This is a genomic window from Rhodospirillum centenum SW (assembly GCF_000016185.1).
GTDB classification, from domain to species: domain Bacteria; phylum Pseudomonadota; class Alphaproteobacteria; order Azospirillales; family Azospirillaceae; genus Rhodocista; species Rhodocista centena.
The window spans coordinates 609,505-635,963 of record NC_011420.2; the positions used below are offsets into that span (position 1 = coordinate 609,505).

Annotated in this window: 26 protein-coding genes; 13 read left to right on the forward strand and 13 right to left on the reverse strand. The window is 70.4% G+C overall.

Going from position 1 to position 26,459, the window contains the following annotated elements:
- Positions 1–2: 2 nt before the first annotated feature.
- The 4 genes from RC1_RS02705 to fabI all read right to left on the reverse strand — a co-directional run bounded on the left by RC1_RS02705 (position 3) and on the right by fabI (position 4,889).
- A complete protein-coding gene (locus RC1_RS02705; protein ID WP_012565802.1) occupies positions 3–2,069 on the reverse strand; it encodes a carbon starvation CstA family protein in 2,067 nt (688 codons plus the stop codon).
- A 114-nt stretch (positions 2,070–2,183) separates the two neighbouring features.
- Positions 2,184–2,822 carry a 3'-5' exonuclease gene (locus RC1_RS02710; protein WP_012565803.1) on the reverse strand — a complete coding sequence of 213 codons (639 nt, stop codon included), beginning with the start codon at positions 2,820–2,822 and terminating at the stop codon, positions 2,184–2,186.
- Positions 2,823–2,874: 52 nt separating this feature from the next.
- The gene (gene aroC / locus RC1_RS02715; RefSeq protein WP_012565804.1) at positions 2,875–4,014 is read right to left on the reverse strand and encodes a chorismate synthase; all 1,140 of its coding nucleotides are present in this window, start codon (positions 4,012–4,014) and stop codon (positions 2,875–2,877) included.
- A gap of 32 nt (positions 4,015–4,046) precedes the next feature.
- Entirely contained in the window at positions 4,047–4,889 is an 843-nt protein-coding gene (fabI, locus tag RC1_RS02720; RefSeq protein WP_012565805.1) for an enoyl-ACP reductase FabI, read from the reverse strand.
- Between the two features lie 230 nt (positions 4,890–5,119).
- On the opposite strand from fabI, the gene RC1_RS02725 reads away from it, so the two are divergent.
- The 3 genes from RC1_RS02725 (at position 5,120) to RC1_RS02735 (ending at position 10,448) form a co-directional block, all read left to right on the forward strand.
- The gene (locus RC1_RS02725; protein ID WP_012565806.1) at positions 5,120–6,454 is read left to right on the forward strand and encodes a YihY family inner membrane protein; all 1,335 of its coding nucleotides are present in this window, start codon (positions 5,120–5,122) and stop codon (positions 6,452–6,454) included.
- Between the two features lie 332 nt (positions 6,455–6,786).
- Positions 6,787–9,753: a TonB-dependent receptor domain-containing protein gene (locus RC1_RS02730; protein WP_012565808.1), complete on the forward strand. Its 2,967-nt coding sequence runs from the start codon at positions 6,787–6,789 to the stop codon at positions 9,751–9,753.
- A 170-nt stretch (positions 9,754–9,923) separates the two neighbouring features.
- Entirely contained in the window at positions 9,924–10,448 is a 525-nt protein-coding gene (locus tag RC1_RS02735; RefSeq protein ID WP_012565809.1) for a hypothetical protein, read from the forward strand.
- A 36-nt stretch (positions 10,449–10,484) separates the two neighbouring features.
- Here the strand turns inward: RC1_RS02735 and RC1_RS02740 are convergent, their stop codons facing one another.
- Positions 10,485–11,378 (reverse strand): DnaJ C-terminal domain-containing protein, encoded by an 894-nt coding sequence (locus RC1_RS02740; protein ID WP_012565810.1) that lies wholly within the window; start codon positions 11,376–11,378, stop codon positions 10,485–10,487.
- 105 nt (positions 11,379–11,483) lie between these two features.
- The gene (locus RC1_RS02745; RefSeq protein ID WP_012565811.1) at positions 11,484–11,957 is read right to left on the reverse strand and encodes an RT0821/Lpp0805 family surface protein; all 474 of its coding nucleotides are present in this window, start codon (positions 11,955–11,957) and stop codon (positions 11,484–11,486) included.
- A 170-nt stretch (positions 11,958–12,127) separates the two neighbouring features.
- Here RC1_RS02745 and pdxH point away from each other — a divergent pair, with 170 nt between their 5' ends.
- From pdxH to RC1_RS02770, 5 genes are all read left to right on the forward strand, one after another.
- On the forward strand, positions 12,128–12,742 hold the full coding sequence (pdxH, locus tag RC1_RS02750) for a pyridoxamine 5'-phosphate oxidase (protein ID WP_049766630.1): 615 nt from the start codon (positions 12,128–12,130) through the stop codon (positions 12,740–12,742).
- 72 nt (positions 12,743–12,814) lie between these two features.
- Positions 12,815–13,780, forward strand: coding sequence for a cation diffusion facilitator family transporter (locus tag RC1_RS02755; RefSeq protein ID WP_012565813.1), 966 nt, complete (start codon positions 12,815–12,817; stop codon positions 13,778–13,780).
- A gap of 163 nt (positions 13,781–13,943) precedes the next feature.
- On the forward strand, positions 13,944–14,774 hold the full coding sequence (locus RC1_RS02760) for an MBL fold metallo-hydrolase (protein WP_012565814.1): 831 nt from the start codon (positions 13,944–13,946) through the stop codon (positions 14,772–14,774).
- 114 nt (positions 14,775–14,888) lie between these two features.
- Positions 14,889–15,434, forward strand: a complete 546-nt coding sequence (locus RC1_RS02765) for a hypothetical protein (RefSeq protein WP_012565815.1) — start codon at positions 14,889–14,891, stop codon at positions 15,432–15,434.
- 183 nt (positions 15,435–15,617) lie between these two features.
- Positions 15,618–16,670: a PRC-barrel domain-containing protein gene (locus RC1_RS02770; RefSeq protein ID WP_012565816.1), complete on the forward strand. Its 1,053-nt coding sequence runs from the start codon at positions 15,618–15,620 to the stop codon at positions 16,668–16,670.
- A 102-nt stretch (positions 16,671–16,772) separates the two neighbouring features.
- Here RC1_RS02770 and RC1_RS02775 read toward each other — a convergent pair whose 3' ends face one another.
- Both RC1_RS02775 and RC1_RS02780 read right to left on the reverse strand, forming a co-directional pair.
- Entirely contained in the window at positions 16,773–17,951 is a 1,179-nt protein-coding gene (locus RC1_RS02775; RefSeq protein ID WP_012565817.1) for a CobW family GTP-binding protein, read from the reverse strand.
- A gap of 59 nt (positions 17,952–18,010) precedes the next feature.
- Entirely contained in the window at positions 18,011–18,481 is a 471-nt protein-coding gene (locus RC1_RS02780; RefSeq protein ID WP_012565818.1) for a Fur family transcriptional regulator, read from the reverse strand.
- A 223-nt stretch (positions 18,482–18,704) separates the two neighbouring features.
- On the opposite strand from RC1_RS02780, the gene RC1_RS02785 reads away from it, so the two are divergent.
- Genes RC1_RS02785 through panC form a run of 5 tightly spaced genes read left to right on the forward strand, consistent with a single transcriptional unit; the run spans position 18,705 to position 23,278 of the window.
- Positions 18,705–19,517: a DUF6134 family protein gene (locus tag RC1_RS02785; protein ID WP_012565819.1), complete on the forward strand. Its 813-nt coding sequence runs from the start codon at positions 18,705–18,707 to the stop codon at positions 19,515–19,517.
- Position 19,518: 1 nt separating this feature from the next.
- Positions 19,519–21,138, forward strand: a complete 1,620-nt coding sequence (locus RC1_RS02790) for a cryptochrome/photolyase family protein (protein ID WP_012565820.1) — start codon at positions 19,519–19,521, stop codon at positions 21,136–21,138.
- Positions 21,135–21,920 carry an SDR family NAD(P)-dependent oxidoreductase gene (locus tag RC1_RS02795; RefSeq protein ID WP_012565821.1) on the forward strand — a complete coding sequence of 262 codons (786 nt, stop codon included), beginning with the start codon at positions 21,135–21,137 and terminating at the stop codon, positions 21,918–21,920. The genes RC1_RS02790 and RC1_RS02795 overlap by 4 nt, the downstream gene beginning before the upstream one ends.
- Before the next feature lie 4 nt (positions 21,921–21,924).
- A complete protein-coding gene (locus RC1_RS02800) occupies positions 21,925–22,362 on the forward strand; it encodes a nuclear transport factor 2 family protein (protein ID WP_012565822.1) in 438 nt (145 codons plus the stop codon).
- A 37-nt stretch (positions 22,363–22,399) separates the two neighbouring features.
- The gene (panC, locus tag RC1_RS02805; RefSeq protein WP_012565823.1) at positions 22,400–23,278 is read left to right on the forward strand and encodes a pantoate--beta-alanine ligase; all 879 of its coding nucleotides are present in this window, start codon (positions 22,400–22,402) and stop codon (positions 23,276–23,278) included.
- A 3-nt stretch (positions 23,279–23,281) separates the two neighbouring features.
- On the opposite strand, the gene RC1_RS02810 is transcribed toward panC, so the two are convergent.
- From RC1_RS02810 to RC1_RS02825, 5 genes are all read right to left on the reverse strand, one after another.
- On the reverse strand, positions 23,282–23,677 hold the full coding sequence (locus RC1_RS02810; RefSeq protein WP_012565824.1) for a hypothetical protein: 396 nt from the start codon (positions 23,675–23,677) through the stop codon (positions 23,282–23,284).
- A 49-nt stretch (positions 23,678–23,726) separates the two neighbouring features.
- Positions 23,727–23,891 (reverse strand): hypothetical protein, encoded by a 165-nt coding sequence (locus RC1_RS21655; protein WP_012565825.1) that lies wholly within the window; start codon positions 23,889–23,891, stop codon positions 23,727–23,729.
- Positions 23,892–24,009: 118 nt separating this feature from the next.
- Positions 24,010–24,429 (reverse strand): VOC family protein, encoded by a 420-nt coding sequence (locus RC1_RS02815; RefSeq protein WP_012565826.1) that lies wholly within the window; start codon positions 24,427–24,429, stop codon positions 24,010–24,012.
- Between the two features lie 316 nt (positions 24,430–24,745).
- Positions 24,746–25,570 (reverse strand): GIN domain-containing protein, encoded by an 825-nt coding sequence (locus RC1_RS02820; protein WP_012565827.1) that lies wholly within the window; start codon positions 25,568–25,570, stop codon positions 24,746–24,748.
- Between the two features lie 11 nt (positions 25,571–25,581).
- Entirely contained in the window at positions 25,582–26,349 is a 768-nt protein-coding gene (locus RC1_RS02825) for a GIN domain-containing protein (RefSeq protein WP_012565828.1), read from the reverse strand.
- Between the last annotated feature and the right edge of the window lie 110 nt (positions 26,350–26,459).

Below are 26,459 nucleotides of genomic sequence, written 5' to 3' on the forward strand. Positions count from 1 at the left end.
GCTCAGTCCCCCGCCGCCGGAACGGCGCCCAGCGGCACCCGCGGCGTCTCCGTCAGCGGCGGCACCGACCGGCCGGCGATGTGCCGGCGGGAGATGCGGACGGCCTCCACGATCGTGACCCAGAGCACGATGACGAAGAAGACCGTCAGCGCCGCGTCCAGGCGCTGGTTGAAGATCAGCTTCGGTGCGGCCGCGAGCTGTGCCGCCGGCAGGGTGCCGGCCGCCAGCTTCGCCGCCAGCGCGTCCGCCCCGGCCAGGAAGCCCACCCGAGGGTCGGCGGAGAACAGCTTCTCCCAGGCCGCGACGGTCGTCGTCACCGCCAGGAAGGCGGCCGGGGCCGCCGTGACCCAGACGTAGCGGAGCTTGCCCGACTTCACCAGGATGGTGGAGGCCACGGCCAGCGCGATGGCCGCCAGCATCTGGTTGGAGATGCCGAACAGCGGCCAGAGGATGTTGATGCCGCCCAGCGGATCGATGACGCCGATATAGAGGAAATACCCCCACATGGCGACGAACACGGCCGAGCAGACGACCGTGGACGGGTAGGAGGAGGTGTTGCCGAGGGGGCGCCAGAGATTGCCCAGCATGTCCTGGAGCATGAAGCGGCCGACGCGGGTGCCGGCATCCACCGCCGTCAGGATGAACAGCGCCTCGAACATGATGGCGAAGTGATACCAGACGGCCAGCAGGCCCTGGCCGAAGGCGCCGGCGAAGATCGTCGCCATGCCCACCGCCAGCGACGGCGCGCCGCCGGTGCGGTGGAACAGCGTGCTCTCCCCCATGGCGGTAGCCAGTTCCTGCATCCGCTCCGGGGTCACCGGGAAGCCCCAGGCGGTGATCGTGGCGGTCGCCTGTTCCGCCGTGGCCCCGACGACGCCGGCGGCGCTGTTGATGGCGAAGTAGACGCCCGGCTCCAGCACGCAGGCGGCGACCAGCGCCATGATGCCGACGAAGCTCTCCATCGCCATGCTGCCGTAGCCGACCAGCCGCAGGTCGGCCTCGTTGGCGATCAGCTTCGGCGTCGTGCCGGAGGAGATCAGGGCATGGAAGCCGGAGACCGCGCCGCAGGCGATGGTGATGAAGAGGAAGGGATAGATGTCGCCCGCCACGACCGGGCCGGTGCCGTCCACGAACCGGGTCAGGGCCGGCATGTGCATGTCCGGTCGCAGGATCACGACGGCGAAGGCCAGCAGCAGGATGGCACCGATCTTGATGAAGGTGCTGATGTAGTCGCGCGGCGCCAGCAGCAGCCAGACCGGCATGATGGCGGCCACCAGACCGTAGCCGATCACCATCAGCGCCAGTTCCGGCCCGTCGAAGTCGAACAGCGGCCCCAGTACCGGGTGATGCGCGACCCAGCCGCCGCCGACGGTGGCGGCCAGCAGCAGGACAAGGCCGATCAGCGAGCCCTCCAGCACCCGGCCGGGGCGGATGGTGCGCATGTAGATGCCGACCAGGATGGCGATGGGGATGGTCATGGCCACCGTGAAGGTGCCCCAGGGGCTGTGCTTCATGGCGTTGACGACGACGAGCCCCAGCACGGCGACGATCAGCACCATGATCAGCAGGGTGCCGATCAGGGCGGCGGTGCCGGCGATCGGCCCCATCTCGTCGCGCGCCATCTGGCCCAGGGTGCGCCCGTCGCGGCGGGTGGAGCACCACAGGATGATCATGTCCTGCACGCAGCCGCCCAGCACGGCGCCGGCCAAGAGCCACAGCGTTCCCGGCAGGTAGCCGAACTGCGCCGCCAGCGTCGGGCCGACCAGCGGCCCCGCGCCGGCGATGGCCGCGAAATGGTGGCCGAAGGTGATCCAGCGGTGGGTCGGAACATAGTCCCGGCCGTCGTTCAGCCGCTGCGCCGGGGTGGCCCGGCCGGGATCGGCCGACATCACCCGCGCCGCGATCCAGCCCGCATAGAGACGGTAGGCGACGGCATAGACGCCCGCCGCGGCGGCGATGAACCAGAAGGCGTTGATCGTCTCGCCCCGGTTCAGGGCGATGACTCCCAGACAGACGGCGCCCAGCGCGCCGATGACGACCCATACCAGATTGCGCATCACCGCTGACATGATCGTTCCGTTCCTCTCCCGACGGCCTGCCCGACTTCGCGGGTCATCCAGGGTAGAACAGGCGATGGGGGCGGAAGGTGCGACGCCATGGCATGGCTGCCCACCCGCGGCGGCTCAGCGCATCACCGCTGTGCGGACAGGCTTCGTGGCGGACCGGGGCAGGGCACGGCAGGGCTGGTGCGTCGCCGGCCCCAGGGCGCCGAGCCCGATCCCCAGCGCCGCTGCCAGTTCCGCCGGGCCCGCGGCACCGCAGTCGGCCATCGCCCGCAAGGCGATCGCGGCGCAGGCGCGGGCATCGCTGCCGGCGCGGTGGTGCTCCAGCTCGATGCCGAACTGCCGGGCCAGGTGGTTCAGCCTGTGCTTCTCAAGATCGGGCCAGGCCCGCCGTGCCGCCACCAGGGTGCAGAGATAGCCGTGGTCCGGCACCGCCAGCCCGTAGGTCCCCAGCATCGCGCGCAGCACGCTCATGTCGAAGCTGGCGTTGTGGGCCAGCAGCACCGCCCCCTCCAGTTCCGGGCGCATCGCGTCCCAGATGTCCGGGAACTCCGGCGCATCGACCACATCCTCCGGCCGGATGCCGTGGATGGCGATGGTGAAGGGGGTGAAGCGCAGTTCCGGCGGCCGGATCAGATACTCGGCCGTCCGCACCACCCGCCCGTTCTCCACCCGGCACAGCCCGATGGAACAGGCGCTGGCGCGCTGTTCGTTGGCGGTCTCGAAATCAATGGCGAGGAGGGGAGGCGGGACAGGCATGACCCGTCCAGCATACACCCGACCGGGCCGCGGAAGGGAAGCGCCGTCGGCGTCAGCCCCCGACCGGGTCGCCGTCTTCGACCGGACCGCCGTTTCCGACCGGGCCAGGGGCGCCGACCAGGGCGCGGTGGCGCAGGAAATGGTCCGCCAGCACGCAGGCCATCATGGCCTCGCCCACCGGCACGGCGCGGATGCCGACGCAGGGGTCGTGCCGGCCCTTGGTGACGATCTCGGTCTCGTGGCCGGCGGTGTCGATGGTCCGGCGCGGCGTCAGGATGGAGCTGGTGGGCTTCACCGCGAAGCGCACCACGATGTCCTGGCCGGTGCTGATGCCGCCCAGGATGCCGCCCGCCCGGTTGGAAAGGAACAGCGGCTGCCCGTCGGGGCCGGCCCGCATCTCGTCGGCGTTCTCCTCCCCCGACAGTTCGGCCGCGGCAAAGCCGGCGCCGATCTCCACGCCCTTGACGGCGTTGATCGTCATCATGGCGCGGGCGAGGTCGCCGTCCAGCTTGTCGTAGATCGGCTCGCCCCAGCCGGCCGGCACGCCCGAGGCCACCACCTCGACCACGGCGCCGATGGAGGAGCCGGCCTTGCGCACGCCGTCCAGATAGTCGGCCCACAGCGCCGCCGTGCCGGCGTCGGGGCAGAAGAAGGGATTGCGCTCCACCTCGGCCCAGTCCCAGCGGGCGCGGTCCACCCGGTGCGGACCGACCTGGACCAGGGCGCCGCGGACCGTCACCGGAGCGGGGGCGGTCTCCAGCACCCGGCGGGCGACGGCGCCGGCCGCGACGCGGCTGGCCGTCTCCCGCGCGGAGGAGCGGCCGCCGCCGCGGTGGTCGCGGATGCCGTACTTGGCCTGATAGGTCCAGTCGGCATGGCCGGGCCGGAACCTGTCCCTGATCTCCCCGTAATCGCGGGAGCGCTGGTCCTGGTTCACGATCTCCAGCATCACCGGCGTGCCGGTGGTCAGACCCTCGAACACGCCCGACAGGATGCGGACCGCGTCCGGCTCCTGCCGCTGGGTGACGAAGCGGGACTGGCCCGGCCGGCGCCGGTCCAGGAACCCCTGGATGAAGGCTTCGTCCAGCGGCAGGCGCGGCGGCACCCCGTCCACGATACAGCCGATGGCGGGGCCATGGCTCTCGCCGAAGGTGGTGAAGCGGAACAGGGTGCCGAAGCTGTTGCCGGCCACGGTCGCGGTTTCCTTGTCTCAGGCCGCCGGGATCAGCCGGCGTCGCCGCCCAGGCTCTGCAGCAGCTTCGCCGTCTCCGCCGCGCTGTCCACGGCGGCCATGCCGACCGTGTGGTAGCCGGCATCGACGTGCAGGTTCTCGCCCGTGACCCCGCCGCCCAGGTCGGACAGCAGGAACAGGGCGGCGTTGCCGACATCCTGGATGGTGACGTTGCGGCGCAGGGGCGCGTTCAGCTCGTTCCACTTCAGGATGAAGCGGAAGTCGCCGATGCCGCTGGCAGCCAGGGTCTTGATCGGGCCGGCGGAGATCGAGTTGACCCGGATGCCCTTCGGCCCGAGATCGTTCGCCAGATACATGACGCTGGATTCCAGCGCGGCCTTGGCGACGCCCATCACGTTGTAGTGCGGCATCACCTGCTCGGCGCCGTAGTAGCTGAGCGTCAGCAGGCTGCCGCCGGGCTGCATCAGCGGCACGGCGCGCTGCGCCACGGCGGTGAAGGAGTAGCAGGAGATGTCCATGGTCCGGGCGAAATTGGCCCGGGTGGTGTTGAGGTAGAGACCGTCCAGCTCGTTCTTGTCGGAGAAGGCGATCGCATGCACCACGAAGTCGAGCCCGCCCCAGCGTTCCTTGACGGTGGCGAAGGCGGCGTCGATGCTGGCCTCGTCGGTCACGTCGCAGGGCAGGATCAGGTCCGATCCGGCCTGTTCGGCCAGCGGCCGGACCCGCTTCAGCAGGGCGTCGCCGACATAGGTGAATCCGAGCTGTGCCCCCTGGGCCCGCACCGCCTGGGCGATGCCCCAGGCAATCGAACGGTCGTTGGCAACGCCCATGATCAGGCCGCGCTTGCCGGCCATGAGGCTGGAACTGGTCGTCATAAAATGCGCTCCGCTGGGAGTGGAATCGCCCTGGCGCGGGCCGTTTCGCGGAAACCGGCCCGGAAAAGCGGCGCGCATCCTACACGAACGTCCTTTGGGGTCAAACAGATGCCGCCCGCCCGGCGGTCGCAGGCCGGGACGGGGGATGCCGCCGGAGGCACCCTGGCACCGATGTCTACGGCGAGAGCGCGGTCGCAGGCCGGGACGGGGGATGCCGCCGGAGGGTGGCGATGCTGACATCCGACCGGCTGCGCGGGATGCTGCGGCGCCTGCCGGGCCGGCTGCCCGACGCCGTCGGGGTGGTCCGCCATGCCGTGCCGCGCTTCTGGAACAACAACGGCTTCGCCATCGCCGCGTCGCTGACCTACACGACGCTGCTGGCGCTGGTGCCGCTGCTGACCGTCACTTTCGCCATCTTCTCCGCGTTTCCGGCCTACGGCCGGCTGCGCGACACGGCGCGGGAACTGATCTTCGACAGCCTCGCCCCGTCCGTCAGCGACGAGGTGCAGGCCTATTTCGACCAGTTCATCAGCAACGCCGCCGCCCTCACCGGGTTCGGGGTGATCGGCCTGTCGCTCACCTCCATCCTGCTGTTCTTCTCCGTCGAAGCGGCGCTGAACGTGATCTTCCGGGCGACCGAGCCGCGGCCGCTGGTGATCCGCCTGCTCTCCTTCTGGGCGGTGCTGACGATCATGCCGCTGCTGCTGGGGGCCAGCCTCTCCGTCACCTCCGGCGTCGTCGCGGACCTCCAGGCAACGGGGCGGGATGCGGTCACCGTTCTGCGCTTCATGCTGCCGGGACTGCTGGAGGCGGCGGCCTTCACGCTGATGTTCCTGATGATTCCGAATCGGGAGGTGCAGTGGTTCGACGCCCTGGTCGGCGGGATCGCGGCGGCCCTGCTGATGGAGGTGTCCAAGGTCGGGTTCGGGCTCTACATCGCCGCCTTCCCGACCTATGAGACGATCTACGGCGCGCTGTCGGTGATCCCGATCTTCCTGTTCTGGCTCTATACCGTGTGGTCGGTCGTGCTGTTCGGGGCGGAGATCACGGCCACCCTGCCGGAATGGCGGGCCGGCAAGATCACCCAGGTCGGGCCGGAGGGGCTGCTGTCGGCGCAGCGGATCGTCGTGGCGGTGGCCATCCTGCACGAGTTGCAGCGGGCCGCGCGGCTGGGCGTCGGCATCCGCCGCGGCACGCTGTCCACCCGCGTGCCGGTGGGGGCCAACGTCATCGACGGCATGCTGGAACAGCTCCAGGCCGCGCACTGGGTGGCGCGGACCCGCGACGGCGCCTGGGTGGCGACGCGCAACCTGAGCGATGCCACGGTGGACGACCTGCGCCACAGCCTGGGCATGGCGATCCGGGGCAATCTGCGCTCGGTCGGCCACCTCAGCGCCGGGTGGCAGAACCGGCTGGCCGATCTGTTCGAGCGGGCCGAGGCGGCCGACCGCGAGGTCCTGGGCGTCTGCTTCGCCGACCTCTTCGCCGATCCACCGTCCGGACAGCCTTCCGGGCAGGTCGAAACGGCCGTGCGCCAGAGGACGGGTCTGCAGGGACGCATCTGACCGCCCTGGAAACCGTTTCAATCAATCATAAGTAGCGATCCGGTCCGGACGGGGCAGGAAATGCCGTCTCTTGCCCGGATGGGTGGGTCTGAGAAACAAACAGCGTCTCCCGGTATGCAAAAATGCAACGCTTCCCCAGGATCTGCTTATGGGTTCTGCCGAAGCGTTGCACCTCCGTGAAGATCGTCTGATATTTCGGGCAGCCAGCTATGCGGAATGCGGAGGGCATGAACCCTCCCGCGCGTATAGCCGCAGCCACAGCTCCCCCGAACGTCGCGTCCAAGCGGCGGATGGGGAGCGACAGTGGACTTCACGGAAAGGGAAAAGAACGGATGAAGATGACTGACACGCAACGCCGGGTTCGGCGCGCGGCCCTTCTGGCCGGCGCGGCCGTCGCGCTCGCCATGCCCGCGATGGTCCCGGTTCATGCGGTCGCCCAGGAAGCGGGCGCTCTTGAGGAGATCGTCGTCACGGGGTCGCGCATCCGCGCGCCGAACCTCGTCAGCACCAGCCCCGTGACCGCCGTCACCGGCGAGGACATCAAGGCCCAGGGCGTGACCCGCGTCGAGGACCTGGTGAACTCGCTGCCGCAGGCGTTCGCCGCCCAGGGCGGGCAGGTCTCCAACGGCTCCACCGGCACGGCGACCGTCAACCTGCGCGGCCTGGGTTCGTCCCGCACCCTGGTCCTGATCGACGGCCGGCGCCTGATGCCGGGCGACCCCTCGGTCCCGTCGCCCGACCTGAACTTCATTCCGTCCTCGCTGGTCCAGCGCGTGGACGTCAACACCGGCGGCGCTTCGGCGGTGTACGGTTCCGACGCCATCGCCGGCGTCGTGAACTTCATCATGGAGCGCGACTTCGAGGGCGTCCGCGTCGATGTGCAGCATGGCTTCTACATGCATCACAACGAGAACGACGACGTCCAGTCGATCATCCGGGCGAAGTCCGCTTCCGCCTCGGTCCCGACGGACTTCGCCGTTCCGGATTCCAACGTGACGGACGGTGAGCAGTCCGAGGCGACCCTGGTGATCGGTGCCAACAGCGCCGACGGCAAGGGCAACGTGACGGCCTATGCCGGCTACCGCGAGATCAAGGCGGTGCTCCAGGGCGACCGCGACTTCAGCGCCTGTTCGCTGAATTCCGGCGACGTGTTCACCTGCGGCGGTTCCGGCACGGCCTATCCGGCCCGCTTCGGTAACTGGGTCGTCGATCCGGCCGGCCCGGGCAACACCTTCCGCGCCCGCAACGCCAGCACCGACGTCTACAACTTCGGTCCGACGAACTACTACCAGCGCCCGGACGAGCGCTACGTGCTGGGCGCCTTCGCCCATTACGAGATCCAGCCGTGGGCGGACGTCTATGCCGACGTCATGTACATGGACGACCGCTCGATCTACCAGATCGCGCCGGGCGGTATCTTCGCCGGCACCTTCTCGGTGAACTGCGACAACCCGTTCATGACCCCGACGCAGCAGCAGCAGCTCTGCGGCGCGAATGCGGGAACCCAGAACAACTTCACCGGCACGATCGCCCGCCGCAACATCGAGGGCGGCGGCCGCCAGGGTGACATGCGTCACTCCGCCTACCGGTTCGTGACGGGTGTCCGCGGCGACATCACCGACGAGTGGAATTACGACGCCTACCTGCAATACGGCGCCACCTCGTTCAACCGGGCTCAGACCGGCTTCTTCCAGACCCAGAAGATCCGCAACGCGCTGATCGCGCGGCGCGACGCCAACGGCAACATCGTCTGCCAAGCGGCGATCGACGGCAGTGACACGAGCTGCGTGCCGTACAACATCTTCAAGATCGGCGGCGTGACGCAGGAAGCGCTGGACTATCTGGAGACCCCCAGCTACGCCACCGGCAACACCGAGGAGATGATCCTCAGCGCCTCGCTGGCGGGTGATCTGACCAACTACGGCGTCGTGTCCCCCTTCGCGACCAGCGGTGTGGGCGTGGCGTTCGGTATCGAGTACCGCAGCGAGTATCTCGACTCCGCCTCCGACTACACGGCGGCTGCCGGCCTGCTGAACGGGTCGGGCGGCGCCAGCCTGCCGGTCGAGGGCGACTTCGACACGAAGGAAATCTACGGCGAAATCCGTATCCCGCTGGTCGAAGACAAGCCCTTCGCCCAGTCGCTGGAGCTGGATGCCGGCTTCCGGTACTCGGAATATTCCTCGGTCGGTTCGACGGACGCCTACAAGGCGGGTCTGATCTGGTCGCCCGTCTCCGATCTCCGCTTCCGCGGCAGCTTCCAGCGCGCCGTCCGCGCGCCGAACATCCTGGAACTGTACGATCCGCAGGTCGTGCAGCTCGACGGTTCGACCGATCCCTGCGCCGGCCTGTCCGCGGGCGACGCCCTGGTCGCCCGCTGCGCCCAGGCGTTCGGCCTGACGGCAGCCCAGGTGCTGGCCATCGAGGAGAACCCGGCTTCCCAGTACAACGGGCAGAACGGCGGTAATCCGAACCTCGATCCGGAAACCTCCGACACCTACTCGATCGGCGTGGTGCTGACCCCCGAGTTCGCCCCGGGCCTGACCGTGTCGTTCGACTACTTCGACATCAAGGTGGAGGACTACATCAGCGGCATCGGCGCCGACCTGATCATCTCCCGCTGCCTTGAGACCCTGGATCCGTACTTCTGCGGTCTGGTGAACCGCGACGCCAACGGTTCGCTGTGGCTGTCCGACCAGGGTTACATCACCAACACCACGCTCAACACCGGCTCGCTGAAGACCACCGGCATCGACGTCAACATCGACTACTCCCTCGACCTGGAGGATGTCGGTCTGAACAATGCCGGCTCGCTGGCCTTCACCATGGCCGGCACCTGGCTGGACACGCTGAAGACCCAGCCGCTGCCGAACGACAAGGCCTATGACTGCACCGGCTACTACGGCACGGTCTGCGGCACGCCGAATCCGGAGTGGCGCCACAAGGCCCGCCTGACCTGGACCACCCCGATCACCGGCCTGACCCTGTCCACCCAGTGGCGCTACTACTCCAAGGCCGAACTGGACGCGACCTCCGACCAGCCGGGCCTGAACAACCCGGCCCAGGTCGCCGGCACCGACCTGAAGCTCGGCACGCAGAACTACTTCGACGCCACGATCACCTACCAGTTCCTGGAGTCGTACACGCTGCGTATCGGCGCCAACAACATCTTCGACCGCGACCCGCCGCTGACCGGCAGTGCCAACTGCCCGACCGGCCCCTGCAACGGCAACACCTGGCCGCAGGTCTACCAGGATGCCATGGGCCGCTACGTGTTCGTCGGCCTGACGGCCAAGTACTGATCGGCGCAGCCTTCGCTGATCGACTGGCGGCGGGACTTCGGTCCCGCCGCTTTTTTTTGTACCGCGCCGGCTGATGGCGCGAAGGGCTTGGTACGGAAGGGAAGTCTCTCGCCAAAAGGGACCGGGGGCGCTAGCCTGCGGGACATCTCCGACCCTTCCCAAGAGCCACGATGCGCCGTCCGTCCCTTCCGGTCCTGCTGCTCGGCCTGCCGGTTCTGCTGGCCGCGGCTCCCGCCTCTGCCCAACCCGTTCCGCCCGTGGCCGCCGTGCTCGGCTGCCTCGATCTGCCCGACGGTCCGGAGCGGCTGGCCTGCTTCAACCGGACGGTTCCGGCGCTGCGCGCCGCCGTGCCGCCGGCGGCTTCGTCCGGGGCCGTGCCGCGTGTGGGGGCGGTGTCCGCTCCCCCGGCGGCGGCGCCCGATCAGTCCTTCGCCGCCGAACAGCTTCCCCGCGCGACCGAGCCCGGGGCAGAGCCGGTCCGCATGACCGCCACGGTCACGGAGGTCGGCCGCGACCCGTCCACCGGCCGCCTGCTGGTGACACTGGACAACGGTCAGGTCTGGATGCAGCGCGAGGCTGCCGCCATCCGGCTGAAGACCGGCATGAGCGTGACCGTCAAACCCGGCCTGTTCGGCAGCTACGCCATGGTGCCGGAGGACGGGGCGACGATGATGAAGGTGCGGCGGGTGCGCTGACGCGCGCTTCCGTCATTCCGGGCGCCGTCCCGGGAGTCAGCCCAGCCCGGCCTTGCGCCGGACGTCGTAGTCGTGGGATTTCGCCCACTTCTCCACAAAGGCGGTGAGGTCCGCGTCCGGGCGTTCCGGCAGGACCACCGTCAGCTTCACGTACTGATCGCCGTGCGCCTTGCGCTCGGGGCTGAAGACCCCCTTGCCCTTGAGGCGCAGCACGCTGCCGGTGTTCGACCCCTTCGGCACCTTCACCGCCACCAGCCCGTCCAGGGTGGGCACCTTGATGGTGGCGCCCAGCAGCGCCTCCTGCAAGGTCACCGGCACATCCATATGGATGTCGTCCTCGCGGCGGACGAAGTAGGGGTGGGGGTCGACATGCACCTCCACGATGGCATCGCCCGCCGGGGCGCCGCCGACCCCGGCCAGCCCCTGGCCCTTCAGGCGCAGCTTGGTCTGGTCGCGGGTTCCCGGCGGGATCGTGACGTCGATGCTCTTGCCCGTGGACAGGGTGAGGCGCCGCTTCGTGCCCAGGCAGGCGTCGGCGAAGGGGACGGTGACGGAATAGGCGACGTCCGAGCCGCGTCCCTTGCTGCCCGTGCCGTAACGGCGCCGGGTGGCGCCGAACAGGTCGGCGAACGGGTCGTCGGAGAAGTCGAAGGGGTCGTCGCGGCCGGCGCCGGCATAGGCGCGCCGGAAGGAACGGTCCGGCCGCTCCGCCCCCGAGGCGTCGATCTCGCCACGGTCGAAGCGTGCCCGCTTGTCGGCATCCGACAGCAGGCTGTAGGCGCCGTTCACTTCCTTGAACTTCAGCTCGATGTCCGTGCGGCCCGGATTGAGATCCGGATGGTACTGCTTGGCCAGACGCCGATATGCCTGTTTGATCTCCTCGGCGGACGCTGTCCGACCGACGCCGAGGATTTGGTAGGGATCGCGCATGGTCACCGCAATTTATAGGACAGGTTGTTCCCGCATCCTACGCCGGCCACGCCGCCGGTCAAGCGGCGGGCCGGTGATCAGGAAGGGAACGCTGTCCCGCGCCGGTCAGCTCACGATCTTCCAGGAGCCGTCGGGCTGCTGGCAGGCCTGACCGTAGGCTTCCTCGCTGCGGCCGCCGACCGTGATGCGCTGCTGGAACTCGCGGCAGTAGGCGCCCGCCTGGGTGCGGCCCTCGCGGGTGGGGGTGACGACGACGCGGTTGCCGTTGTCGGGATTGTCCCAGATGATCGGCTGGTTCAGCGGGGTGGAGCGGTCCCAGGCGGTGCGGGTGTTGCGCTCCAGCGCCAACTGGTCGGCACGGTCGAGCGAGGCACCGACCTCGGACCCGATCAGCGCACCGAGCAGCACGCCGGCGCCGGTCGCCCACAGGCGGCCCGATCCACCGCCGATCTGGGAGCCGGCGAGACCGCCGGCGAGACCGCCCAGGACGGCACCCGCCCCCTGCTTCTGACCACCCGTTGACGTACACCCGGCCAGCATGGCGGTGGTGACGGCGACGAGAACGACTTTCCGGATCATGGTGCTGCCTCTTGAGGGAAGCCTGCGGATGCGCTGGGCGGGACCGCCGGCCTTCGGGTAACCGAAACGCCGGTCGGGACGTCTGCCATGCGGCTCCGGGCATGGACAAGGATTTAATGTTCCCTATTGTCGTGGGCAATTCCGGCGCAACTATGACACAGGTCACCGCCATGAATGCCGTGCCCAGCCCGCTGTCGCCCGCCGAGGCACCTGCCGATCCGTTCCTCTTCTTCCGCGACTGGCTGGCAGAGGCGGAGCGGACCGAACCCAACGACCCCACCGCCATGTCGCTGGCGACCGTCGATGCCGACGGCCGGCCCAGCCTGCGCATCGTCCTGCTCAAGGGGCTGGATGAGCGCGGCTTCGTCTTCTACACGAACACGGAGAGCCGCAAGGGATTTCAGCTTGCGGCGCGGCCGGTGGCGGCGCTCTGCTTCCACTGGAAGAGCCTGCGCCGCCAGGTCCGCATCGAGGGCGCCGTGGAGCGGGTGACGGAGGCCGAGGCCGACGCCTATTTCGCCTCCCGCCCGCGCGGCAGCCGTATCGGCGCCTGGGCTTCGCAGCAGTCGCGTCCGCTGGAGTCCCGCGCCGTGCTGCAGCACCGTGTGGCCGAGACGGAAGCCCGCTACGACGGACAGGAGGTGCCGCGGCCGCCGCACTGGTCGGGTTACCGCGTTCTGCCGGACGACATCGAGTTCTGGCAGGACGGCGAGTTCCGCCTGCACGACCGTTTCCGCTACCGGCGCTCGGCGACGGGCTGGACCTGCCAGCGGCTGTACCCGTAAGGTCCCGGCGCGGAAGCCGGGAGGCCGGGCTTCCGCGCCGCGGGGCCTGTCGGGGAAGCATATCGGGGCGTCATGAACACCGATCACATGCAGGACCGGGAAGGCGCGGCGCGCTGGCGGCGGCGGGCAGCCTATGCCAGCATCGCCGTGGCGCTGACGCTGATCGCGGTGAAGCTCGCCACCTATCTCAGCACCGGGTCCGTCAGCATCCTGTCCTCGCTGATCGATTCGAGCGTGGATGCGCTCGCCTCCGTCGTCACCCTGCTGGGTGTCGCGCAGGCGCTGACGCCACCCGATGCCGCCCATCGGTTCGGCCACGGCAAGGCCGAACCGCTGGCGGCGCTGGCGCAGTCCGCCTTCATCACGGGCTCTGCCGTCTTCCTGGGCTACGAGGCCATCGGCCGGCTGGTCGATCCCCGTCCCGTGGACTCCACCGGCCTGGGCATCGCCGTGATGGTCTTCGCCATCGTCATGACGGCGGGGCTGGTGACCTTCCAGCGCTGGGTGATCGAACGCACGGGCTCCATCGCCATCGACGCGGACAGTCTGCACTACCGCGGCGACCTGCTGATGAACCTGGCCGTGATCGCGGCCCTGGTGCTGACCCGGGTCACCGGGTCCGGGTACTGGGACCCGCTGTTCGCGCTGGGCATCGCCGGCTTCCTGGTCTGGAACGCCCTGCGCATCGCGGAGACGGCGCTGGACGTGCTGATGGACAGGGAACTGCCCGACGACGACCGCGCGCGCGTGGTGGCGCTGGTCCTGGCACATCCGCAGGCGCGGGGCCTGCACGACCTGCGCACCCGCTCCACGGGGGTCGGCCAGCACATCGACTTCCACCTGGAGCTGGACAGCGACCTGACCCTGGCGGAAGCGCACGACATCACCGACGAGATCGAGCTGCGCCTGCGTGAAGCCTTTCCGTCCGCCGACTTCAGCATCCACCAGGAACCCGAGGGCTTGGACGACGACCGTCTGGACAACCGTATCGCGGAAGCGCGGGCGGCTGCCCGCAGCGGGCTCCTGTCCGGGCGATGAATGGAAGGGACGCGCGGACGCCGTCCACGCGGGGCAGGGGCGCGTCGGCAGGGGAGCCGCCGGGGCGGCTCCTGTGCGCGCGGTCACACTTCCGGACGGCGGCCTGCTCTATCGTCTAGTCTACTGAGACAGGGTCCGGAGGGGTCCGGACCAAGGGGCGGAAATGGACTTCCGAGTCACTTTCTGGGGCGTGCGCGGCACGTTCCCCTGCGCCTATGCGTCACATCTTGGCTTTGGCGGCAATACGAGCTGTGTCGAAGTGCAGGCCGGTGACAGGACGCTGCTGCTGGATGCCGGGTCGGGCCTGCGCGCCGCGGGCAAGCATCTGCGGCGTGACGGGATCAAACACGCCACGATGCTGGTGACCCATACGCACTGGGACCACATCACCGGCTTTCCCTTCTTCGAACCGGCCTACTGCCCGGATTTCAGCATGGACATCCTGGGCGGCCATCTCCAGGGCGTCGCCTGCATCAGCGAGGCGCTCGCCACCTGCATGGAATCGCCGCTGTTCCCGGTGCCGCTGGAGACCATGCGGGCCGATCTGCGCTTTAGCTGGATCCAGCCCGGCGACGTGCTGGACATCGACCGGGGGATCACCATCCGCACGGCGTCGATGAACCATCCCGGCGGCGCCATCGGCTACCGCATCGAGTGCGCCGGCAGATCCGTCTGCTATGTGACGGACACCGAGCATGTGCCTGGACTGATGGATGCCAGCATCCTGCGCCTGATCGAAGGCGCGGACATGGTCATCTATGACGCCAGCTACACCGATGAGGAATTCGAGCAGCGGCGCGGCTGGGGCCATTCCACCTGGTCGGAGGGCGTGAAGCTCTGCCAGGAAGCGGGAGCCCGCCGGCTCTGCCTGTTCCACCACGATCCCGACCATGACGACGCCGCCATGACGGCGATCGAGCGGGCGGCCCGGGAGCGGATGCCGACGGCTTTCGCCGCGCGCGAGGGCACGACCCTGGATCTGCGGCGCGACTGACCGGCCGCTCTGGCGGTATCGGGAACCCGGCCGGCGGCGGCCGGTTGACCCGGGCGAGCGGGACACGGGCAAGACGCCCGGCTGTTCCGACCCGCAACCGCTCCGGAGCCTGCCATGTCGCGCACCGCCAGCATCCCGCCTGCCGCTGCTTCCCTTCTCATCCTTCTCCTGACCGCTCCGGCTGCCGCCGGCCAGTCCGCCGCGCCCGCCCCGTCCGGCACCGCCGTGCCTGCCGCGCAGGAGAAGGCGGCACAGGAACTGGAGCGCCAGCGCGCCGCCGACAGGGTGGAAACGCTGACGGGCTCGGACGCTCCGGTCACGGCGCCGGATCCGGGCGTCGGTGTCACCGGCGGCGACTGGGCCGCCGAGACCGTTCCGCCCGCACCCGCCGACGGCGCCGCCCCCCAAGGACCCGGCACGGATGCCGCGGGTGTGGACACCGCGGGCCGGGCGCAGGACGGACCGCCCCTGCCCGACGTTCCCGAGGCGATCGGGGAGGAGATGACGGACCAGGGCATCGCCGGCATCGACGCGCCGCAGCCGGGTTCCGCAGGAGCGGGGCAGGGGGATGCCGTCCGTCCTTCCGGAAACCGCCCCTCCGAAGGCCGTCCCTCAGAAGCTCGTCGGTCCGGGGTGCCCGCGGGCCAGGACGGCGGCTGACACCGGCGCCGGACGTACCCCGAAAAGGCGGAACTCCCGGACCGGCCGCCGGTTGGAGGGGGCGCGGACAGCCCGGGCGCGCCCCCCGGTGGTGGGCCGATCCGGTGACCTGCCCGCACCAAGGCCGGCCCGCCAGATCTGACCCCGTCAGATTCGCCCATGAAAGCCCCCAGGAGGACCCCCATGCGACATCGGCTGTTGTTCGGCACCGCTCTGGCCGTGGTGATCGGCGCCTCTTCCCTGACCCAGGCACAGCCCGGCGGCACCGCCCCGGGAACCGACAGGCGCCCCGTCGGTGAGCCCGGGCGCGAGGACACTCTGACCCTGCCCCCGGGCGGCCAGCCGCCGGCCGGGCTGGCGGATACCAGCGTCGCTGAGCGCCTGCAGGGCGCGTCGCAACGGCTGGCCCAGGCGCAGCAGCAGCTCGGTCAGGGTGGCCAGAACCAGGAGCAGCTCGGCCAGGTACGCGCCGCCCTGACCCAGGTCCGCCAGACGCTGGGCGACCTCAGCCGGCATGCGGACACCGGCCGCGCCATGCAGGCCGTGGAGAAGGCGGAGCAGGCCCTGGCCCAGGGCGGCGGGCAGCAGGCGACGCAGCAGATCGCCCAGGTGCAGAGCGAACTCCAGCTCCTGCAACGCGCCGCCGTCGCGGCGGACCGCCCTTCCGGCCAGGACGGGACCCGGAAGGATCAGACTGCCGACGTGCAGTCTTCCGGGGCGCAGCAGATGTCGGGGCCGCAGTCGGGCAGTGCCCAGGCAGGCAGCGCCCAGTCGAGCAACGCCCAGTCGAGCAACGCCCAGGCACCCGGCTCTGCCCAGGGCCAGCCGGCGGGCCAGTCGCAGCAGTCCGCCGCCCAGGGCCAGTCGGCCGGGCAGCCGCCGTCCGGTCCGTCCGGTGGCAGCGCCGGCCCGGCGCAGCCGCAGCAGACCCTGGCCCAGGCCGAGGCGCTGCTGGGCAAGCGGGTCCAGGTCTCCGACGGCAGCGAGATCGGCTATGTCGAGGATCTGGTGATCGACCGCAGTTCCGGCCGCGTCCGCGGGGTCGTCCTGACCCGCGGCACGGAAGGCATGGGCGGGGCGAACATCCTGGTTCCGTGGGAACAGGCCAGCATCGACCCGCAGGCCGGTGTCCTGAAGCTGGGCATGAGCGAGCAGGAGGTGATGGCGCTGCCGACCTTCACCTACGAGCAGATGGAGGAGTCCATGGTCGGCCTGTTCGGCCAGCAGCAGGACTGACCACGGCAGGCAGGGACCGACGGACACGCGGTCCGGTAGACGGGGCGGTGCTGCGCGGCACCGCCCCTTTCCGTGTCGGCAGGCCGGGCCGCGGCCGGCGGGTCAGGTGTGGGCTGAACCCTGTCCGGTGCAGGCCCGGAACAGCGTCTCCACCACTTCCCGCGACAGATCCTTGACGATGAAGACGATGCGGGTGCGGTGGTCGTCGCTCGGCCAGGCGTCGAGTTGCACCGGCGGGTGGAACAGGTGCTGCACACCATGGACGACGATGGGGCGGTCGGACTCCTCCACGTTCAGCAGGCCCTTCACGCGCAGGATGTTCTCCCCCTGCAACTGCGCCAGAGTCTCGAAGAAGCTGACCAGCGCCTCCCAGGACAGGCGGTCCTCGGCCGTCAGGCAGAAGGACCGGATCGCGTCGCCATGCCGGTTGGGGTCGTGCGCATGGTCGTGCCCATGATCGTGGTCATGGTCGCAGTGGCCGTGCGCGTGGTCGCAGTGGCTGTGGTCGTGGCCGTCATCATGGTCATGGCCGTGGTCATGGCCGTGATGGTGATGGTCGTGCCCATGATCGTGCCCGTGGGGCTCGTAGGCCTCGGCCTTCAGCCAGCGCTGCACGTCCAGCGACTTGGTGGCGGGATTGTAGAGCCCGGCATCGAACAGCAGCACCGGCAGCGCGCCGCCGGTCTGCGCGTCCACCACGGCGGCGGCCGGGTTGATCGCCTTCAGCCGGGCCTTCAGCCGGGCCACCTTCTCCGGGGCGGCGAGATCGGTCTTGGTCAGAACCAGCCGGTCGGCGACGGCGGCCTGCTTCAGGCTCTCCTCGTGCGCGTCGAGCTGGCCCATGCCGTGGACGGCGTCCACCGTCGTCACCACCCCGTCCAGCCGGAAGCGCGAGGCGATCAGCGGGTCCGTCATCAGCGTGTGCAGGATGGGGGCGGGATCGGCCAGCCCCGTCGTCTCGATCACCACGCGGTCGAACCCGGTGATCTCGCCCCGCAACTGCCGCATGTAGAGGTCGCGCAGCGTGTCGGCCAGATCGCTGCGGATGGTGCAGCAGATGCAGCCCGAATCCATCAGCACCGTGTTCTCGTCGGCCTTGGCGACCAGCAGATGGTCGAGGCCGACCTCGCCGAACTCGTTGATGATGACGGCGGTACGGGCCATGGCGGGGTCGCGGATCAGCCGCGACAGGAGCGTGGTCTTGCCGCTACCCAGGAAGCCGGTCAGGACGGAGACGGGCAGGCGCGGCGGCGGGGAGGGGGGCTGCTGCTGGTCGGTCACGGTGGTGCAATCCCGGAGCTTGCGGTGTCGCGTGCGACGGTAACAGGAACGGGTGGCGGTCAGGCCCCCTGGCAGGCGGGGCAGAGGCCGATCACCTCCACGGTCTGGCGGACCGCGGTGAAGCCGCGCGCCCTGGCCCCTTCGGCCACGGCGCGGGCGATCTCGGGGTCGTTCAGCTCCGCGGCGTTGCCGCAGCACTGGCAGACCAGGAACTGGCCGGCATGGGTCTGGCCGGGCTCGGTGCAGCCGATATAGGCGTTCAGGCTCTCGATCCGGTGAACGAGGCCCTGCTCCACCAGGAAATCCAGCGCCCGGTACACCGTCAGCGGGGCCACCGCGCGCCCGTCCTGCCGGGCCAGATCGTCCAGCACGGCATAGGCGCCGCGCGGCCGGTGGCTGGACCAGACCAGACGGAGCACCCGCTCGCGCAACTGGGTCAGCCGCGCGCCGCGCCCCGCGCACAGGGTCCGGGCCCGCTCCATCGCCTCTTCGATGCAGACGCCATGGTCGTGCGCCGAATGGCTGCGCAACGGCGCACAGGGCGCCGGGGCGGGAGGCGAGCCGGAGGCGGCTGCGGAGGGGAGCCTCTGTCGGGGGCCGGCGTGGGTCATGATGGACGCGGTTGGTCGATCCGATGCTGTTACCTTATTACATTCCGAGGCGTCTGTCGCGCCCGACCAGGGGGAGCGGCATTGCGGAACAAGGGATGAGCCCTACCTCTCTGCGCGGGTGCGGAAGAGACGGAGGCGGCGCATGCGGGCGCGGTTCGGGGCAGGGTTTCCGGCGGGGCTGCTGCTGGCCGTCGCCCTGATGGCGGCGACGGTGGCGGCGGGGATGACGGCCGCAGCGGCGACGGTGCCGGCGGCGGGTCGGCTGGCCTTCAGCGTCTTCCGCAACGGCGACAGCACGATGGGCTGGCACCGGCTGGACTTCCACCGCGACGGCGACCGGCTGGTGGTGGAGAAGGAAATCCGCTTCGAGGTGAAGGTCGCCTTCTTCACCGCCTACCGCTATGTCCACACCAACCGCGAGGTCTGGCAGGGCGACCGCCTTGTCGCGCTGGAGACGAGCACGGACGATGACGGCAGGCGGCACTGGGTGCGCGGCCGGGCCACGCCCGAGGGCTTCGCCGTGGAAAGCTCCCGCGGGGCGCTGCTGGCGCCGGCCGACGTGGTGCCGACCAGCTACTGGAACATCCGCACCGTCGGCACGACGCGCCTGCTGGACACGCAGCGCGGCGTGCTGATGGATGTCCGTGTGGAACCGCTGGGGGCAGAGCCCGTAGCGGCGGCCGGCAGCGTGGTGGAGGCGCGGCACTTCCGCCTGCACTTCCTCAGCAACCGGCCGGGTGCGACGGATTTCGTGGACATCTGGTACGACGATGCCGATGCCTGGGTGAAGCTGGCCTTCCGGGCCAAGGGGCAGGACATCGTCTACCGGCTGGATGCGCCCGGCGCCCTTCCGCAGCAGCCCCCGGCACAGCCGGCGGTCACCCGGGCTGCCGACACTCCCCAGGCAGACACTCCCCGGCCCGGCAAATTCCAGGCCGCCGCTCCGTCCCTCTGACATGCCCGGCACCCTCCGCTTCGTCCTCGGTGACCAGCTCAGCCGGGGCATCTCTTCCCTGCGCGGGCTGGATCCCGCTGCCGACACCGTGCTGCTGGCCGAGGTGGCGGCGGAGACGGAGTACGTCCCCCACCATCCGAAGAAGATCGCCCTGATCCTGGCGGCGATGCGCCACTTCTCCGCGGCGCTGCGGGCCGACGGCGTGCGGGTGGACCATGTCCGGCTGGACGATCCGGGGAACAGCGGCAGCTTCCGCGGCGAGCTGCTGCGCGCGGTGGAGCGGCACCGGCCCGACCGCGTGGTCGTGACCTTCCCCGGCGAGTGGCGCGTCTGGACGGACATGAAGGGCTGGGAGGCCGCAGCGGGCGTGCCGGTGGAGATCCGCGACGACGACCGCTTCTTCTGCCCGCCGCGCCGTTTCCGTGCCTGGGCGGCGGGCCGTCGGCAGCTCCGCATGGAGTTCTTCTACCGCGAGATGCGGCGGGAGACGGGCCTGTTGCTGACACCCGACGGGGAACCGGAGGGTGGGGCCTGGAACTACGACACCGACAACCGCAAGCCGCTGCCGCGGGGGCTGGAGCCGCCGCCCCGCTTCGACGTCCGGCCCGACGCCCTGACGGCAGAGGTGTTGGCCCTGGTGCGGGCGCGCTTCGCGGAGAGGTTCGGGGAGCTGGAGCCGTTCCGCTTCGCCGTCACGGCCGCCGGGGCGGAGGCCGCCTTCGAGCATTTCGTGCGCCACGCCCTGAGGCACTTCGGCGACTACCAGGACGCCATGGCGGCGGGGCAGGACACGCTGTTCCATGCCGTCATCTCCCCCTACCTGAACATCGGCCTGCTGGACCCCCGCGCCGTCTGCCGCCGGGTGGAGGCGGAATACCGCGCCGGCCGGGTACCGCTGAACGCAGCGGAGGGGTTCATCCGCCAGATCCTGGGCTGGCGCGAATATGTCCGCGGGCTCTACTGGCTGCGCATGCCGGACTATGCGGAGACGAACGCGCTGGGGGCCGTGCGCGACCTGCCCCCCTTCTTCTGGACGGGGGAGACGCCGATGACCTGCCTGCGCGAGGTCATCGGCCAGACCCGGCGGGAGGCCTATGCCCACCACATCCAGCGCCTGATGGTGACCGGCAACTTCGCGCTGCTGGCGGGACTGGCGCCGCGACAGGTGGAGGAGTGGTATCTGGCCGTCTACGCCGATGCCTTCGACTGGGTGGAACTGCCCAATGTCCACGGGATGGTGCTGCACGCGGACGGGGGCGTCATGGCGTCCAAGCCCTATGCCGCCAGCGGGAAATACATCGACCGCATGTCGGACTACTGCGGGCGCTGCCGTTTCGATGTGCGCCGGACCACGGGGGCCGATGCCTGCCCGTTAAATTTCCTTTACTGGACCTTTCTGATGGACCAGCGGGAACGGTTGCAGGGCAACCCCCGCATGGCCATGATCTACCGGACGCTGGACCGCATGGCCCCGGCCACGCGGGACGCGGTGCGGGCCGATGCCGCCCGCTTCCTGGCCGGGCTCGGGTCCGCATCCGGCCCGCCATCCGATCCGCCATCCGATCCGCCGTCCGCCGCGGCGTCTCCCGTGCAGCCCTCCCTTCTGGAGAAAGACGCATGAACAGCCCCTACACCCCCCGGCCGGGCGACGGGGTCGCCTGGGTCACCGGCGCGTCCAGCGGCATCGGCGAGCATGTCGCGCTGCGGCTGGCCCGGGAGGGCTGGACCGTCGTCATCAGTGCCCGGCGGGCCGCGGTGCTGACGGCCATCGCGGACCGGGCGCCGAAACCCGGCCGCATCGTGCCGCTGGCCCTGGACGTGACCGACCGCGACGCGGTCGGCCGCGCCGTGGCGGAGATCCGGGCACAGCACGGGGAGATCGCGCTGGCCGTGCTGAACGCCGGGACCTATCAGCCCGATTCCGCCGCCAGCCTGGACGCGGCGGCGTTCCGCGCCACGCACGAGCTGAACGTGATGGGCACCGTCCACTGCCTGGAGGCGGTGCTGCCGGCGATGATCGCGCGCCGCCGCGGGCATCTGGTCGTCGTCTCCAGCGTGGCCGGCTACCGCGGCCTGCCGCGGTCGCTGGCCTATGGCTCCAGCAAGGCGGCGTTGATCAACCTGACCGAGTCGCTGAAGATGGATGTCGAGCGGTTCGGCCTTAAGACCCAGCTCGTCAATCCCGGCTTCATCAGGACTCCCTTGACGGACAGGAACGACTTCCCCATGCCCTTCCTGATGCCGGTCGAGGACGCGGCGGAACGGATGGTGACGGAGATGAAGGGCGACAGGTTCGAGATCACCTTCCCGCGCCGCTTCACCTTCCTGCTGCAACGGCTGCGCTGCCTGCCGTATCCGGCCTATTTCGCGCTCGCCCGGCGGGCGATGCCGAAGGGGGGCTGAGCGCATGGCCGAGCCTGTGCCGGTGGAAGCGGCGCTCGACGCCTATGTCCGCTACTTCGAGGCGCTGACCCCCGACACGCTGGACCGGCTGGACCGGCTGGCCGTGCCGGACATCCACTTCAAGGACCCGTTCAACGAGTTCCGCAGCCGCGACCGGCTGAAGCTGGTGTTCGGCCGCATGTTCCAGCGGGTGGACAGCCCGCGCTTCATCGTGCGCGACCATGCCATCAGCGGGCAGACGGCGTACCTGCGCTGGACCCTTACCTTCCGCAGCCGCGGCCCGCGGCCCTGGAGCATCGAGGGCATGTCGGAGGTGCGCTTCGACCATGCCGGCCGCGCCGTCAGCCACGTCGATCACTGGGATGCAGCGGAACAGCTCTACGAGCGCCTGCCGGTGCTGGGCACCGTGCTGCGGTTGATCAAGGCGCGGCTGGCGGATTGAGGTTGCGCCCGCTGCCGCGCCGTCCTACATCGCCGCCATGAGCCAGACGCCCGATCATCCCCCGCTCGACACCGTCCGCAGCGTCTCCGACCTCCGTGCCCGCATCGCCCTCTGGCGGCGCGAGGGTCTGCGGGTCGCGCTGGTGCCCACCATGGGCGCCCTGCACGACGGCCACCTGACCCTGGTGCGGCGGGCGCGCGATCTGGCCGACCGGGTCGTCGCCTCCGTCTTCGTCAACCCCGCCCAGTTCGGCCCGAACGAGGATTTCGCCCGCTATCCGCGGGACGAGGCGGGCGACGCGGCGAAGCTGGCGTCTGCCGGCTGCGATCTGCTGTTCGCGCCCGATGTCGCCGCCATGTACCCGCCCGGCTTCGCCACGGCCGTGGAGGTCGAGGCCCTGTCCCGCCGCTGGGAGGGGGAGTTCCGGCCCGGCCATTTCCGCGGCGTGGCGACGGTGGTGACGAAACTGCTGCTCCAGGCCCTGCCCGACGTGGCCTGCTTCGGGGAGAAGGACTACCAGCAGCTCCAGGTCATCCGGCGGCTGGTGGCGGACCTGGACATTCCGGTGCGGATCGAGGGCGTGCCGACGGTGCGGGAGGCGGACGGGCTCGCGCTTTCCTCCCGCAACGCCTATCTGACGTCGGCGCAGCGGGCGGTCGCGGCAGCGCTGAACCGCACCCTGCGCAGCGTGGTGGCGCGGCTGGCGGCCGAGCCCGGTGCGGTGGCCGAGACGGAGTCCCGCGCGCGCGCGGCACTGCTGGAGGCCGGCTTCGACGCCGTGGACTATCTGGCCGTCGTGGATGCCGCCAGCCTGGAGCCGCTGCTGCGGCTGGACCGGCCGGCGCGGGTGATCTGCACGGCCCGGCTGGGGACCACGCGCCTGCTGGACAACATGGACGTGCCCGTCCCGGCCTGAGCGTCAGCGCCCTTCGGCCGTCTTCTTCAGGATCTTGATCCACTCGTCTGCCGTGGCCGAGCGGCGGAAGCTCACGATGAAGGGCTGCGGGTGGCGGCGGGAGGTCAGCTCCATCTCGAACGCTCCGTCCTTCGGCAGGTAGTGCCAGGCGCCCAGATCGCGCGGACCCAGCAGCACCATCTGCGGCCGGCCCTTGCCCAGCACGGCGATCCGGCCGCGCGTCTCGTCCGCGGCGAGGCCGGAGCCGTCATGGGCATGGCGCTCCGTGACGGTGAAGCCGTCGATGGCGTCGAACCGGGCCAGGATGTCGTCGTCGGACGGCTGCGCCGGCTGGCTCAGCAGCCAGAGCGCCCCCGCCAGAACCAGACCCGCGATCCCCAGCAGCAGCACCAGCGTCATGGCCCCGTCCTCCCCCTCCCGGAAGGGATAGGGCGCGGGGCCGGCGCGATCAACGGGGCCGTTCGTCCGCGGCCCGGCCCGGCATCGCCGCCACCGCCGTGCGGCGGGTCCGGCGCTGCGCCACGACGATGACGATGGCCGCCACCGCGAAGACGGCCAGCAGCATCGCCAGGAACCACATCACCTCGCCGCTCACGCCGCCGTCCACATCCATCCGTTCCTCCTGTCGTGTTCCCCGCGGTGTCCAGGAACGGCAACGGGCGGCGCACCGGACCGGCACGCCGCCCGCGACGATTTGCACGCCGCCCGCCGGGCTGACCGGCGGCCGCGGCTCACCAGGTGCCGGTGTTCGGCATGCTGGCCCAGGGCTCCCGCGGCTCCAGCGCACCGCCCTTCTGCAACAGCTCCACGGAGATGTTGTCCGGCGAGCGGATGAAGGCCATGTAGCCGTCGCGCGGCGGCCGGTTGATCGTGACGCCCATGTCCATGAGCCGCTGGCAGGTGGCGTAGATATCATCCACCGCGAAGGCCAGATGGCCGAAGTTGCGGCCGCCGGTATAGACCTCCGGGTCCCAGTTGTAGGTCAGTTCGACCTGCGCTTCGGGATTCTCGTCGGCGCCGAGATAGACCAGGGTGAAGCGGCCTTTCTCGTTCTCCATGCGGCGGACTTCCTTCAGCCCCAGCTTGGTGCAGTAGAAATCCAGTGATTCCTCCAGGTCCGTCACGCGGACCATGGTGTGGAGGTACTTCATGCCCAGCTCCTTCGGCGTCGGGGGATCGCATCGGCCGGTCGGCCCGGCGACAAGATAGGAAGCGGACGCCGCCGGCGCCACCCGGGCAGTGCTCTCCCGACCGGCTCCGGCCGCATGGTGTTCATGTGCAGGTCAACAGGGCCGGGACGACAGGTGTTTCGTGGTGAGCGATACGACCGGCGCGGGAGAGCCCGTCGGACGGGCGCGGGCGACCCGGCCGCCGCTTGCCCTCTCCCCTGGCCCTCTTCCCTGGCCCTCTCCCCAGGCCCCCTTGCCGGCAACGCAACCGGGTCTGCCCGCGCCGCCTGACCGGGGATCAGCGGCCGCTGTCGTCGCGGATGCGGACCGAGGCGATGCCGGAATTGCGGACCGAGCGGCTGTCCGCCACCCCGTCGAAGGACAGGCTGCCCAGGCCGCTGATGCTGGCCTCCAGCCGCGGGGTATGGCCGCCGCGGACGGCGACGTCGGCCATGCCGCTCATGTCGATGCTGACGGGACCGGAAACCGCGGCGATGTCCACATGGCCCGCGCCGCTGATGCTGACGTCGACCGCCCCCGCGACAGCGCCGGTTGTGACGGCGCCCGCCCCGCTGATGGTGAGCTTCAGGGGGCCGGCCACGTCGCCCACGGTGACAGCCCCGGCGCCGGAGATGCGCAGGTCGGCGCGGGCGACGCGGCCCGCCTCCACCTCCGCGGCCGAGGTCAGGGCCAGGGTCAGCGGCCCGTCCAGGTCCCCGATGCGGGCCTCCCCGATCAGGTTGCCGATGGTGACGGCGCTGCCGGCCGGCACGCTGACCTGGATCCTGACGGTGTCGTCATGGTCCACATTGCGCCGGCTCACCCCGTCGAGGTTCTGGTCAACCACCACCTCGCCGTTGCGCAGGATGACGCTGGTCCGGTCCACCATATCGGACGGCCCGTCGAGAGTGACGCCGACGCGGCCCGTGCCGGTCGCCACCGTCACGGTCACGTCGCCGATCAGGTCCTCAATGCGGAAGGCGCGGGCGTCGAACTCCTGCGGGGCGGCCAGGGCGGCGGGCAGGGGAAAGAGGAGGGCGGTCAACAGGGCCGCCGCCGCGGCGGTGCGCCGGCCCCGGGCGGGGCGGGAAGGGGCCGGGCTGGATGGATCAGGGCGGAACATGCCGGGCCTCCTCAGCGCCTGCCGGTGATGGTGACCTTGCCGGAGCCGGACTGGCGGATGGACTGGCTGCCGGCCGTGCCGTCCAGGGTCAGGTCGCCCGAACCGGAAATGGAGACGGACAGCGGGTCGGCCCGGCCGCCGCGCAGGGCGATGTCGCCCGAGCCGTTGATCTCGGCCGCGACGGGGCCGGAGACGCTGGCGATCTCGATATCACCGGACCCGTCAATCTCCAGCGTCACGGCCCCGGCGGCGGCGCCCGTCTTCACCTTGCCCGAGCCGTTGATGTCCACCGCCAGATCGCCGGAGATGGCGCCGACGGTGATGTCGCCGCTGCCGCTGACGTCCAGGCTGGCCGTCGTCACGTCGCCGACCGTCAGGGTGCCGGAGGTCATGTCCTCCACGGCCAGCGGACCGCGCAGGTCGCCCACGCGGCCCTCGCCGATGAAATCCTCCACGGACAGACCGCTGCCCGCCGGCAGCGTCACCTTCACGGCGATCCAGAGGTCGCGGTCGGAATCGCGCCAGGTGCGGCGGTCGCTGTTGTCCTGCTCCAGCACCACGCGGTCGCCGTCCTGGCGCACGCGGACCCGGTCGATCCGCGCCTGCGGGCCGCTGATGGCGACGGTGACGGGGCCCGACCCCGGAGTGACGGTCACATCCAGGGTGCCGACCACCCCGTCCACGGTGACGCCGCGGGCCGTGTAGTCCTGCGGCCCGAAGGCCAGGGCGGGGAAACTGACGGCGGCGAGAGCCGTGGCGGCGAGCAGGGAACGCAACATGGGGAAAGCCTCGTAGCGATGGACTTCCCCTCTCAAAGCAAGCGCCGTGCCGGTCCGGAAAGCCACGGAAAGTCCGGGGACATTCCATCCGTCGGTGGCGGGATCCGTCA

Bases quoted from the DNA above. Each gene is read 5' to 3' on its own strand.
- RC1_RS02705 (WP_012565802.1), bottom strand. From the start codon at position 2,069: ATGTCAGCGGTGATGCGCAATCTGGTATGGGTCGTCATCGGCGCGCTG.
- RC1_RS02710 (WP_012565803.1), bottom strand. From the start codon at position 2,822: ATGCCTGTCCCGCCTCCCCTCCTCGCCATTGATTTCGAGACCGCCAAC.
- fabI (WP_012565805.1), bottom strand. From the start codon at position 4,889: ATGACGACCAGTTCCAGCCTCATGGCCGGCAAGCGCGGCCTGATCATG.
- RC1_RS02725 (WP_012565806.1), top strand. From the start codon at position 5,120: ATGCTGACATCCGACCGGCTGCGCGGGATGCTGCGGCGCCTGCCGGGC.
- RC1_RS02730 (WP_012565808.1), top strand. From the start codon at position 6,787: ATGAAGATGACTGACACGCAACGCCGGGTTCGGCGCGCGGCCCTTCTG.
- RC1_RS02735 (WP_012565809.1), top strand. From the start codon at position 9,924: ATGCGCCGTCCGTCCCTTCCGGTCCTGCTGCTCGGCCTGCCGGTTCTG.
- RC1_RS02740 (WP_012565810.1), bottom strand. From the start codon at position 11,378: ATGCGCGATCCCTACCAAATCCTCGGCGTCGGTCGGACAGCGTCCGCC.
- RC1_RS02745 (WP_012565811.1), bottom strand. From the start codon at position 11,957: ATGATCCGGAAAGTCGTTCTCGTCGCCGTCACCACCGCCATGCTGGCC.
- pdxH (WP_049766630.1), top strand. From the start codon at position 12,128: ATGAATGCCGTGCCCAGCCCGCTGTCGCCCGCCGAGGCACCTGCCGAT.
- RC1_RS02755 (WP_012565813.1), top strand. From the start codon at position 12,815: ATGAACACCGATCACATGCAGGACCGGGAAGGCGCGGCGCGCTGGCGG.
- RC1_RS02760 (WP_012565814.1), top strand. From the start codon at position 13,944: ATGGACTTCCGAGTCACTTTCTGGGGCGTGCGCGGCACGTTCCCCTGC.
- RC1_RS02765 (WP_012565815.1), top strand. From the start codon at position 14,889: ATGTCGCGCACCGCCAGCATCCCGCCTGCCGCTGCTTCCCTTCTCATC.
- RC1_RS02770 (WP_012565816.1), top strand. From the start codon at position 15,618: ATGCGACATCGGCTGTTGTTCGGCACCGCTCTGGCCGTGGTGATCGGC.
- RC1_RS02785 (WP_012565819.1), top strand. From the start codon at position 18,705: ATGCGGGCGCGGTTCGGGGCAGGGTTTCCGGCGGGGCTGCTGCTGGCC.
- RC1_RS02790 (WP_012565820.1), top strand. From the start codon at position 19,519: ATGCCCGGCACCCTCCGCTTCGTCCTCGGTGACCAGCTCAGCCGGGGC.
- RC1_RS02795 (WP_012565821.1), top strand. From the start codon at position 21,135: ATGAACAGCCCCTACACCCCCCGGCCGGGCGACGGGGTCGCCTGGGTC.
- RC1_RS02800 (WP_012565822.1), top strand. From the start codon at position 21,925: ATGGCCGAGCCTGTGCCGGTGGAAGCGGCGCTCGACGCCTATGTCCGC.
- panC (WP_012565823.1), top strand. From the start codon at position 22,400: ATGAGCCAGACGCCCGATCATCCCCCGCTCGACACCGTCCGCAGCGTC.
- RC1_RS02810 (WP_012565824.1), bottom strand. From the start codon at position 23,677: ATGACGCTGGTGCTGCTGCTGGGGATCGCGGGTCTGGTTCTGGCGGGG.
- RC1_RS21655 (WP_012565825.1), bottom strand. From the start codon at position 23,891: ATGGATGTGGACGGCGGCGTGAGCGGCGAGGTGATGTGGTTCCTGGCG.
- RC1_RS02815 (WP_012565826.1), bottom strand. From the start codon at position 24,429: ATGAAGTACCTCCACACCATGGTCCGCGTGACGGACCTGGAGGAATCA.
- RC1_RS02820 (WP_012565827.1), bottom strand. From the start codon at position 25,570: ATGTTCCGCCCTGATCCATCCAGCCCGGCCCCTTCCCGCCCCGCCCGG.
- RC1_RS02825 (WP_012565828.1), bottom strand. From the start codon at position 26,349: ATGTTGCGTTCCCTGCTCGCCGCCACGGCTCTCGCCGCCGTCAGTTTC.